The sequence below is a fragment of the Porcipelethomonas sp. genome (assembly GCF_051893655.1).
In the GTDB taxonomy this organism is placed as follows: domain Bacteria; phylum Bacillota; class Clostridia; order Oscillospirales; family Ruminococcaceae; genus Porcipelethomonas.
The window spans coordinates 1-10,335 of sequence record NZ_JBJFHN010000090.1 but is presented as its reverse complement, the minus strand read 5'-3'; the positions used below and the strand labels follow the sequence as shown (position 1 = coordinate 10,335).

At 35.2% G+C, this 10,335-nt stretch carries 10 protein-coding genes; 6 read left to right on the top strand and 4 right to left on the bottom strand.

The genetic code is table 11. The features are described from left to right. Window positions 1-105: 105 nt before the first annotated feature. The 3 genes from ACI4WO_RS05185 to ACI4WO_RS05175 all read right to left on the bottom strand — a co-directional run bounded on the left by ACI4WO_RS05185 (window position 106) and on the right by ACI4WO_RS05175 (window position 1,919). Entirely contained in the window at window positions 106-276 is a 171-nt protein-coding gene (locus tag ACI4WO_RS05185) for a hypothetical protein (RefSeq protein ID WP_439806499.1), read from the bottom strand. Between the two features lie 120 nt (window positions 277-396). Beyond that, window positions 397-1,464, bottom strand: a complete 1,068-nt coding sequence (locus ACI4WO_RS05180) for an FkbM family methyltransferase (RefSeq protein WP_439806498.1) — start codon at window positions 1,462-1,464, stop codon at window positions 397-399. Between the two features lie 29 nt (window positions 1,465-1,493). Continuing rightward, complete coding sequence (locus ACI4WO_RS05175; RefSeq protein WP_439806497.1) at window positions 1,494-1,919, bottom strand: PH domain-containing protein; 426 nt, start codon at window positions 1,917-1,919, stop codon at window positions 1,494-1,496. A gap of 229 nt (window positions 1,920-2,148) precedes the next feature. Here ACI4WO_RS05175 and ACI4WO_RS05170 point away from each other — a divergent pair, with 229 nt between their 5' ends. Beyond that, on the top strand, window positions 2,149-3,681 hold the full coding sequence (locus ACI4WO_RS05170) for a glycosyltransferase family 39 protein (RefSeq protein WP_439806496.1): 1,533 nt from the start codon (window positions 2,149-2,151) through the stop codon (window positions 3,679-3,681). An 84-nt stretch (window positions 3,682-3,765) separates the two neighbouring features. Here ACI4WO_RS05170 and ACI4WO_RS05165 read toward each other — a convergent pair whose 3' ends face one another. Continuing rightward, complete coding sequence (locus tag ACI4WO_RS05165; RefSeq protein ID WP_439806495.1) at window positions 3,766-4,683, bottom strand: magnesium transporter CorA family protein; 918 nt, start codon at window positions 4,681-4,683, stop codon at window positions 3,766-3,768. A gap of 275 nt (window positions 4,684-4,958) precedes the next feature. Between ACI4WO_RS05165 and ACI4WO_RS05160 the strand changes: the two genes are divergently transcribed. The 5 genes from ACI4WO_RS05160 (at window position 4,959) to ACI4WO_RS05140 (ending at window position 10,185) form a co-directional block, all read left to right on the top strand. Next, window positions 4,959-5,393, top strand: a complete 435-nt coding sequence (locus tag ACI4WO_RS05160) for a MarR family winged helix-turn-helix transcriptional regulator (RefSeq protein ID WP_439806494.1) — start codon at window positions 4,959-4,961, stop codon at window positions 5,391-5,393. A gap of 34 nt (window positions 5,394-5,427) precedes the next feature. After that, the gene (locus ACI4WO_RS05155) at window positions 5,428-7,197 is read left to right on the top strand and encodes an ABC transporter ATP-binding protein (RefSeq protein WP_439806493.1); all 1,770 of its coding nucleotides are present in this window, start codon (window positions 5,428-5,430) and stop codon (window positions 7,195-7,197) included. Further along, the gene (locus tag ACI4WO_RS05150; RefSeq protein WP_439806492.1) at window positions 7,190-9,001 is read left to right on the top strand and encodes an ABC transporter ATP-binding protein; all 1,812 of its coding nucleotides are present in this window, start codon (window positions 7,190-7,192) and stop codon (window positions 8,999-9,001) included. Before ACI4WO_RS05155 ends, ACI4WO_RS05150 begins: the two co-directional genes overlap by 8 nt. A gap of 13 nt (window positions 9,002-9,014) precedes the next feature. Further along, complete coding sequence (locus ACI4WO_RS05145) at window positions 9,015-9,614, top strand: AAA family ATPase (protein ID WP_439806491.1); 600 nt, start codon at window positions 9,015-9,017, stop codon at window positions 9,612-9,614. Between the two features lie 118 nt (window positions 9,615-9,732). Then, complete coding sequence (locus ACI4WO_RS05140; RefSeq protein WP_439806490.1) at window positions 9,733-10,185, top strand: phage holin family protein; 453 nt, start codon at window positions 9,733-9,735, stop codon at window positions 10,183-10,185. Window positions 10,186-10,335: the final 150 nt, after the last annotated feature.

The following is a 10,335-nucleotide window of genomic DNA, read 5'->3' as shown; positions in this document are numbered from 1 at the left end:
ACCTTTCCTTAAACTCCCCATAGCTTTTGACATCTGCAAATTCAAGGAGTTCTCCTGTTTCATTGTTACGCTTTGTAAATGAGCCGTCAACGTCCCAGCGTGGCTTTATAAGTACTGCACATCTCTGCACCGGCAGTCCTCGGAAGGCGTTCCAAAATGCCCGGGTGAATCCACTGTCAGACCGTCAATCTCGAAATCCTCGTCAAGTTCTCTTACCTGTCCGTCAAGCTGCCTGTGATGAGGGTGTGTTTCGCTGTGGAGAGTGGAATCCCACACCTTTAAAAGGTCTGCACCTTATCGTAATCTTTCCTGATTAAGTGATTGTTAAGCCGAATATCATTGAAACTTACTTACACAAATTTTTTCATCATGCTTTAATAAAGCTACCCTGATTTATTATTTCATAACAGCATAAAGATTTGTTTCCCACGCAGGTATATAAAGCTGATGTCTTATATACAGTTTATATTTTGGATTCAGTTTGTGTACCAGAAGAGGAAGTTCAAAAATGTCTTCATTTCTGTGATACAAAGCAACCATAAGCCTTGGATTGTACCTTGAAATAGTCTGGCACGCACCCCACAAAGCTTCACGCTCTGCACCCTCAACATCCATTTTTATAAGTGTTGCCTCTCTGCCTTCCAGAATACTGTCAACCGATCTGGCTTCAATGTATTTTGTACCCATATTGGAAAGTGAAGACTGTCTTCCGGATTTTGAAGAAAACGGCAACTGAGTATCTATACACCATGCCGCATTATTATATGCGTAAATATGTTCCTTTTCATTAACATATTTTGTAAGCTTTTTAAAGTTTTTACGGTCTGGTTCAACAGCATAAATTTTTACATACTTATTTCTGGTGATTTCCAGAAGCTCTTTTATTGTATCTCCGTTATATGCTCCCAGATCAACATAATGTTCATTTAAATTAGGCTTGATAATATCTTTGTATATTTCAATTTTGGTTGAAGTAATATTTTCCAGATGCTTTATATCACCGCTGATTTTAAAGTCCAGTATAGATCCGTATACTTTTTTTGAAAAATCATCTTCTAGCAGATTATATACTGCTTCAAGTTCTTGAGCATGTTCCACGCAATAGTCATAAGTAAACAGACCAGTTCCTATAACGGGAACGTCCGGTACATACAGAGTATGTCTGCGGCTGATATCCTTGATTCTGTTAACAAGTTCCTCGTATCCGGCGGCGAAAGCCAGAACAACAACAAAATCTTCTTCTTTTTCTTCTACTTCTGATAATTTAAGTACTTTAAAACCTTCAAAATAATGACCTCTGACAAAATCATCACTGGCAAAAATTCCGGAAGTTTTTATGCCGTATTTTTTAAATACAGACATAATTTTCATGGCTCCGTCGCCCATACCATAAATATAAACAGGCTTGGTTTCCTTCTGAAGTCTTTCCCAGCATGTTGTCTTTTCCGTTATAAAATCAAGCATTTTTTCACATCTCTTTAATTACAATTTTATTAATTATCACAATCATCATGACAGCAGCTGTCATCACAGTAATGGTCTTGTTCATACATATTTCCGCCTATCAGATCACGTCCCCGTGTTCTGTAGCGGTCTCTCTGGATATTTATATGTTTGTCAAGAAGCTCCAGAACCTTTCTTGGAGCTTTAACCGCTTTTATTTCCTTGACCGGTGTATCAGTATCCACAACATAAAGAACAATCGTTCCGCATTTGAATATTCTCTGTCCCAAAGGCAAAACAAGTTTTTTGTCTGTTACAGTATACAGATCCAGTTCATCTTCCTCAAGATTCAGAAAGCCTGTTCTTGTAATAAATTTTGTTTCCGTAAGAAAATATCTTGTGAATGATAAAGGAAGACCAAATATGGTTCTTTTTTTATCCGTCCATATATAGTTAATATCTTTTTTTCCTGCCATTTTTTTGCTCCTTAAAGCTGACCGATTTTTGTATGCGGTATTAATTAAAATTTTGTCTGAAACTGCATTCTTTTATATTTTATTCTAACATAATCCGGCAATTATGTCAATCAAAAATGTATGAATAAACTCAGATTATATCAATGTGTGCTATATTACCGAAAATACTTGACAAAAATTTAATTGTACAATATAATTACAATAGCTTAATTTTAATCAGGAGGACGTAATGAACATAAAAACATTATTGGATAAATACAAAAAACATATACTGTTTTTTGTTGTATTAATTATCGGTATATTAATACGAAGCATATTATTTGTGTCGCATCCTGCCGGACTAAATCAGGATGAAGCTTCTATCGGCTATGATACATGGGCATTGCTGAAATATGGAATTGATAGAAATGGTTATTCATTTCCTGTGCATTTTATAGCGTGGGGAAGTGGGCAGAATGCTTTGTATGCTTATCTTTCAATGCCGTTTGTAGCAATATTCGGATTAAATGTTTTTTCGATTAGAATTGTAAATCTTATTTTTTCACTTTTGACAATAATAGCAATATTTTTTATGCTGAAAAAATTTATGGGTTTCAAAGCAGGAATAATCGGAATGGCTTTAACTGCTATAGCTCCATGGAATATCATGCTGAGCCGCTGGGGACTTGAATCAAATCTGTTTCCGGCAATGTTTATTCTTTCCATATGGGCATTTACAGCGGCTCTGGAAAATAAAAGATTTTTATATTTAGCAGCAGTTTTATTTGCACTGTCAATGTATTCATATGGTTCGTCATATCTTGTTATAACTCTTTTTTGTCTGTTCAGTTTTATTTATATTATTGCAAAAAAGTTAATTCCATTGAAAACCTGTATTATCGCCGCTGCTGTTTTTCTCGTTTTTGCTGCACCGATTTATTTATTTGTGATTATCAATCTTTTTGGTCTTGACAGTATACAGCTGGGTTTTATATCTATACCTCATACATACGGAGAAAGAATTTCCTCAATGTCAGGAGTTACATTAAAAATTATACTGGATAATATTATTAATAATGTTATAATGCAGGTTGATGGATATACAAGAAATTCATTTCCGTTTTACGGATGTATTTATGTTATTTCTTTACCGTTTTGTATATATGGAATTATTCAGACCATCAGAAAACGAACACCATTTTCATTTATAATGATAAATGCATTTGTATGCTCTATGCTTTTATTCCTATATTATAAAGAGCCTAATATAAACAGAGTTAATGCAATATATCTACCTATGATTATATTTACAGCTGTGGGTATATGTGAACTGTCCCATAAAAGGTCACAGATTCTGGCATTTGCCGTATCTTATGCAATATGCTTTGCTGGATTTACTTCACAATATTTCAGCGAATCTTACAGAACGGAAATCGGAAATGAATTTTATGAATCATTTGGAGATGCTATTTTTAAAGCAGATGAGCTTTGCCAAAATGGGGAAACAATTTATGTATCCGCAAATGTGAATATGCCGTATATTTATACATTATTTTATACTCAGCCATCGCCTTATGATTTTCTTGATACGGTTTCATATAGTAATCCGCAGTCACAGTTTCAGATGGTAAATTCATATAATAATTATGTATTCGATATTAATGCCCTTGGCAGCGGTTCAAAGGGGATTTATATATTTGATAATTATAATATAAATACTATTAATATTTTTGCTAAAGTTATTTATACTTATGATAACTATTCAGTAGCAGTAGTAGAATGATTATGTATAAATTATAAAATAGGAGGAGCTTTTGGGTTGATAAAAGCTCCTTTTTACTGTTTTTACAACAGTAATTTATAAATTTTAAAGCATTTTTTTCTTTTTAAATACTATAATACAAATTATTACTACTATTATACTAAGCACTATAATAGCCGGGTACCCATGCTCCAGTTCCGGCATATTACTGAAATTCATTCCGTACCATCCTGTGATAAGTGTAAGAGGGAAAAAAATCGTTGATATTACAGTCAGGAACTGCATATTTTTATTTTGTTTTGAATCAACCTGAGCCTGATAAGATTCACGTACCTGCTGGGAATATTCAAGAAGCTGTGCCGTTCTGCCCATAAGTCTATCTGCACGGTCTGCAATAATACCAAAATACTTAAGCTGCATATCATCAAAAATATGGTTTTCATTCTGTTCAAGTTCCATGCCCATATCCATAAGTTCATCATAATAGCTTCTCAGAATCAGCAGTTCTCTGCGTACAGGCATCATCTCATTCTGAAATTCATCATCTGTATTGCCGTTCATAACACTTTCTTCCAGTGTCATGATTTTTTTCTCATGCAGTCCCAGAAGCTCCAGATCTCTGTTCATAAACTGAGTCATGTAATTATATAAAAATCGTTCTTTTGTATCCCCCTGATTGCATTTACTTTGCTGAATATGCATAATAATTCTTTGAGAAAAATTTTCATCATCAATAATGACAATATGTTTTTTATTTATGAAAAACATTATTTTATAACGGCTTCCCAGTATGTCAAGAAGTTTTGGTATACAAAAAGATCCTGCTACACATTCCTGATGAGTTTCGATTTTACAGAAGCTTATATCAGACACATTTATGTCTCCCTCATAATCTATCTTTGCAAGCTTCATTGCGTCCTGAGCATGCAGAAAATCTGAAATGATTACTGACGGACGGTCATCCATTTCCAGTTTTTCAGGTTCGATTTTTTCAAGTTTTTCTCCCAAAGCAATTATTGTCATTTGTTTTCACCTGATTACACTTAAAAATATTTTTTATTATACTATATTCAAATGAAATCAAAGTGATTATTGTGAAAATTTTCTGTAAAATTTTATATGATTATATACCAAAATAAAAAAGGGTTTGTAAACACTTAAGAGTTTTGTGCGAATATAACAAAAAATTTAAATTAACATTGTAGGACTTGACAAAAAAAGATCATAATGATATAATGGTTAGCAAGCTTACAGTTAGCAAGCTAACTAATTATGAAAGGGCGGTGCGGCAATAACCTGTGAATGATAAAAGGGAAATTTTATTGGAATTTATAACGCTTACAAATGTTTTAAGACGTTATACGGACGCTTCAAATGCTAAAAAATATGCTGACAAGCAGACCGGTACAAACGGTTGGGTTATTGCGTATATGATTGAGAACCGTGACCGTGATATTTTTCAGCGTGATCTTGAGGAGGCATTTTCTGTAAGACGTTCGACAATTTCAAAAATACTGAAATTAATGGAGCAAAAAGATCTTGTACGCAGAGAGGGAGTTGATTATGACGCAAGGCTTAAAAAGCTTGTACTGACGCCCAAGGCACTGGAAATTCAGAAAATGATGGATGAAAATTTTGACAGTATGTGCGAAAGGGCGTTTGAAAATCTGAGTGATGAGGAAATAGAAAATTTCAGAAGTATACTGAAAAAAATCAGAAAAAATTTTGAGTAGCAGCTGCTTATTTTGGAAAAAGGAGAATGATAAAATGCTTAAAGTATTCAGGTATCTTCGAAAAAAAGAATGGCTGATGGTTCTGGGCAGTCTTGTTTTTATAGTAGGTCAGGTATGGCTTGATCTGAGACTCCCGGATTATATGTCTGACATTACTACATTTGTAATGACGGAGGGCAGTAAAATGTCAGATATTCTGACAGCTGGAGCAAAAATGCTTTTGTGTGCTCTGGGAAGTGTGTTAATGTCATGTATAGTTGGATTTTTTGCCGCAAAAATTGCTGCGGGAGTTGCAAAACGTCTGCGTTCTATGATGTTTTCAAAGGTTGCGTCATTTTCAATGGAGGAAATTAACGGATTTTCTACAGCAAGCCTTATTACACGTTCTACAAATGATATAACTCAGGTGCAGATGGCAATTGCTATGGGCTTGCAGGCAATTATAAAGGCTCCTATTCTTGCAGTTTGGGCAATAATGAAAATTGTAGACAAAAGCTGGCAGTGGACAGCTGTAACCGCCGGAGCAGTTGCTGTAATGCTTTGCATAATTATGGTAGTAGTTTTATTTGCTATGCCGAAGTTTAAGATTATTCAGTACCTGACTGATGATCTTAACCGTGTAACCCGTGAAAATCTTACTGGTATAAGAGTTGTAAGAGCATATAATGCAGAGGACTATCAGGAGAAAAAGTTTGAAAAATCCAATAACAAGCTTACTTCTACACAACTCTTTACTTCAAGAATAATGTCAGTAATGATGCCGGGAATGAATATGATCATGAGTGGTCTGTCACTGGCTATTTACTGGGTTGGTGCGTATCTTATAAATGATGCTGTTGATATACAGAATAAGGTTGGTCTGTTTGCAGATATGACAGTATTTACATCTTATGCAATTCAGGTAGTTATGGCGTTTATGATGCTTGTTATGATATTTATCATGATGCCGAGAGCAATTGTTGCAGCAAACAGAATAAATGAAGTTCTGGAAACAACTCCTAAAATCATTAACGGAAAAGTAAAGGAAACAAAATCTTCTGAAACCGGAACAATTGAATTTAGAAATGTAAGCTTTAAATATCCTGACGCTTCAGATTATGTACTGAAAAACATAAGCTTTAAAGCTAAGAAAGGTGATACAATTGCATTTATTGGTTCTACGGGAAGCGGAAAAAGTACACTGATAAATCTTATTCCGAGATTTTATGACGCTACTGAAGGCGAGGTCCTTGTAGACGGTGTAAATGTAAAGGATTATGATATTGAAACTCTTAACAATAAGCTGGGATATGTTCCGCAGAAAGCTGTTATGTTCAGCGGTACTGTAAATTCAAATGTTGCATACGGTGATAACGGAAGTTCAGAGGAATATACCGCAGATGATGTCAAGAAGGCAGTTAAAATTGCTCAGGGTACTGAATTTGTTGAAAAAATGGAAAACCAGTATGATGGTGCTATTTCTCAGGGAGGAAGCAATATATCCGGAGGTCAGAAGCAAAGACTTGCCATTGCAAGAGCAGTATGCAGAAAGCCTGAAATTTATATTTTTGATGATTCCTTCTCCGCTCTTGACTATAAAACAGACCGTATTCTTCGTTCAGAACTGAAAAAGGAAACTGCCGGAACAACCAGTCTTATTGTAGCTCAGAGAATTGGTACCATAAAGGACGCTGACTGTATTATCGTTCTTGAACAGGGTGAAATGGCAGGCAAGGGAACTCATGAGGAACTGCTGAAAAACTGCGAGGTATATCGTCAGATTGCACTTTCTCAGCTTTCAAAGGAGGAACTGGAAAATGAATAAACCTAATAATCGCCGTGGTCCCGGCGGAAGAATGGCAGCAGGGGAAAAGCCTAAGGATTTAAAAAAGTCCCTTGGAAATCTTGTGGTTTATTGTAAATCATATTTTCCTGCTATAGCAATTGCCATTATACTTGCAATTGCTGCTTCAATATTTTCGCTTATTGGTCCTAACAAGCTTCAGGATATGACCGATATCATAAAGGATGGTCTTATGACTGGAATTGATATTGGCGCTGTTGAGGATATTGCTTTTGTACTTGTGGTTTTATATGCACTGGGATTTATTTTTAATTATATTCAGGGCTTTATAATGGCTACAGTAACTCAGAAGGTTACAAAAAATCTGAGAACCGGAATTTCAGACAAAATTAATAAGGTTCCTCTGGATTATTACAACAAAACCAGTATAGGTGATGTTTTAAGCCGTGTTACAAACGATGTTGATATGATAGGTCAGACTATGAATCAGAGCGTGGGAACTCTGGTAAGTGCTGTAACAATGTTTTTAGGCTCTCTTGTTATGATGTATGTTACAAACTGGATCATGGCTTCAACTGCTGTACTGACAACAATTATAGGTTTTGCAATAATGATGTTTATAATGTCAAAGTCACAGAAACATTTTATAAGACAGCAAAGTGAACTTGGACGCATTAACGGTCATATTGAAGAAATATATTCAGGTCACAATGTAGTTAAGGTATATAACGGCGTTGAAAAGGCAACTGATGAATTTGAAGAAATTAATGATAAGCTCTATGACAGTGCGTGGAAGTCACAGTTTATGTCAGGTCTTATGATGCCTTTGATGAACTTTATTGGAAATTTTGGCTATGTGGCAGTATGTGTAGTTGGTGCGGCTTTATGTATGCATGATAAAATTACATTCGGTGTAATTGTTGCATTTATGATTTATATTCGTTTGTTTACTAATCCGCTTTCACAGATCGCTCAGGCTGCTACCAGTCTTCAGTCAACTGCAGCAGCTGCAGAACGAGTATTTGAATTTCTTTCTGAAAAGGAAATGGAAGATGAAAGCAGCAAGACCACTGTTTTAAGCATTGCTGATACCAAGGGTGATGTAGAATTTAAAAATGTAAAATTCGGATATGACAAAAACAAAACAATTATTCATAATTTTTCAGCACATGCAAAAGCAGGTCAGAAAATTGCTATTGTCGGACCTACCGGTGCGGGAAAGACTACTATGGTAAATCTGCTTATGCGTTTTTATGAGCTTAATGCCGGTGAAATTTTAATTGACGGTATTCCTACCAGTCAGCTGACAAGACAGAATGTTCATGACCTGTTCTGTATGGTTTTGCAGGATACATGGCTGTTCGAGGGAACTATCAGGGAAAATATAGTATACAGTAAAACTGGTGTTACTGATGAAGAAATTGACCGTGCATGCAAGGCTGTGGGAATAGACCATTTTATAAAAACTCTGCCAAACGGTTATGATACAGTACTCAATGACAAGGCAAATCTTTCAGCAGGTCAGAAACAGCTTATTACCATTGCAAGAGCTATGATCGAAAACGCTCCGCTCCTCATTCTTGACGAAGCTACAAGCTCTGTTGATACCAGAACTGAAATCCAGATTCAGGAAGCTATGGATAAACTTACCGAGGGAAGAACCTCATTTGTTATTGCTCACAGACTTTCTACTATTAAAAATGCCGATCTGATTCTTGTAATGAAGGACGGAGATATTATTGAAAGCGGTAATCATAAAGACCTTCTGGCAAAGGGAGGATTTTATGCAGAGCTTTATAACAGTCAGTTTGAAAAGGCATCATAAGGAGTGAACAAAAATGAAATATAATTACGTAGTAATTGAAAGGGAATTTGCGAGCGGCGGACAGGAAATTGGTATGCTTACTGCAAAAAAGCTTAATATACCGTGCTATGGACGTGAGATACTTGAAAAGGCAGCAAAGCGTGAAAATGTTTCAGTAGAATATCTTGAGGAACTGGAAGAAAATACTTCAGGAAGCTTTTTGTATTCGCTTTATAAAATGTCCGGAATTACAAATGGTTCAATGGGAAGTGCAACTGCTGCGGAAAAGCTTAATGCAGATGAAATTGATATTATAAGAAAATTTGCGTCTGAGGGTCCGGCAGTGTTTGTCGGAAGAAGTGCTGCATTTGCTATTAAGGACAGAAAAGATGTTCTCAAGGTTTTTGTTCATAGTGATATGGAAAGCAGAATAAAAAGAGCATGTGAGGTATATGGATTTGATAACTCCGAAGTCAGAAGTATTCTGAAAAAATGTGATAAAAGACGAAGTAATTATTATAAAATGAATTTCGGAAATGATTGGAAAGAAATGACAAACTATGACCTTATAATTAACAGCAGCGCTTTGGGAACTGAAAAAGCATCAGATATAATAACTGAATGCTGCAGATAAAATAAAAATCCTTCTATGATTTTTTCATGGAAGGATTTTTTTATAATTTTTTTCTTATTTGCATATTTTTATGCAAAAAAACGGTTAAATTGCCCCATTAGTGAAAGGGGGTGATTAAATGACCGGAAAATTTAAATATCTGATATCAGTCATTTGTGGTTTAATTGCCACAGCAGCAAAGCAGTACGGGCTGATACTTTCGTTCGTTGTTATCGGAATCGTTATGGACTTTGTAACCGGACTTGTAAAGTGCAAAGTGACAGGTATACCAATATCTTCACAAAAAGGTTATAAAGGATTCTGGAAGAAAATTTCACTGCTTGCAGCACTTTTCTTCGGTGTGTTCCTTGATTATTTTATTGCAGGAGTACTGGAAAAAATCGTATCAGTTGAACTGCCTTTTGCATTGCCTTTCGGACTTATAATAGGTGCGTACATAGTACTGAATGAAAGCATTTCAATTTGTGAGAATCTTTATGCCTGTAATCCGGGTATAATGCCAAAATGGATTGCAAATCTTTTGAAAAGTACTAAAGAAAAAATTGATGAAAAAAATAAAGGAGAAAAATAATTATGAATATCAAAAATATGCACATCACAAAAAACCGCCCGTATACAAAGAGAACGAAAACAACGAAGATTGCTGTACATTATATCGGTAATCCTGGGACATCAGCAGAAGCCAACAGAAATTATTTCAACAACAATGATAATGATGTAT

What these genes read in the sequence shown, in the direction of transcription:
- ACI4WO_RS05180 (WP_439806498.1), bottom strand. Translation starts at nt 1,464, where the DNA reads ATGCTTGATTTTATAACGGAAAAGACAACATGCTGGGAAAGACTTCAG.
- ACI4WO_RS05175 (WP_439806497.1), bottom strand. Translation starts at nt 1,919, where the DNA reads ATGGCAGGAAAAAAAGATATTAACTATATATGGACGGATAAAAAAAGA.
- ACI4WO_RS05170 (WP_439806496.1), top strand. Translation starts at nt 2,149, where the DNA reads ATGAACATAAAAACATTATTGGATAAATACAAAAAACATATACTGTTT.
- ACI4WO_RS05165 (WP_439806495.1), bottom strand. Translation starts at nt 4,683, where the DNA reads ATGACAATAATTGCTTTGGGAGAAAAACTTGAAAAAATCGAACCTGAA.
- ACI4WO_RS05155 (WP_439806493.1), top strand. Translation starts at nt 5,428, where the DNA reads ATGCTTAAAGTATTCAGGTATCTTCGAAAAAAAGAATGGCTGATGGTT.
- ACI4WO_RS05150 (WP_439806492.1), top strand. Translation starts at nt 7,190, where the DNA reads ATGAATAAACCTAATAATCGCCGTGGTCCCGGCGGAAGAATGGCAGCA.
- ACI4WO_RS05145 (WP_439806491.1), top strand. Translation starts at nt 9,015, where the DNA reads ATGAAATATAATTACGTAGTAATTGAAAGGGAATTTGCGAGCGGCGGA.
- ACI4WO_RS05140 (WP_439806490.1), top strand. Translation starts at nt 9,733, where the DNA reads ATGACCGGAAAATTTAAATATCTGATATCAGTCATTTGTGGTTTAATT.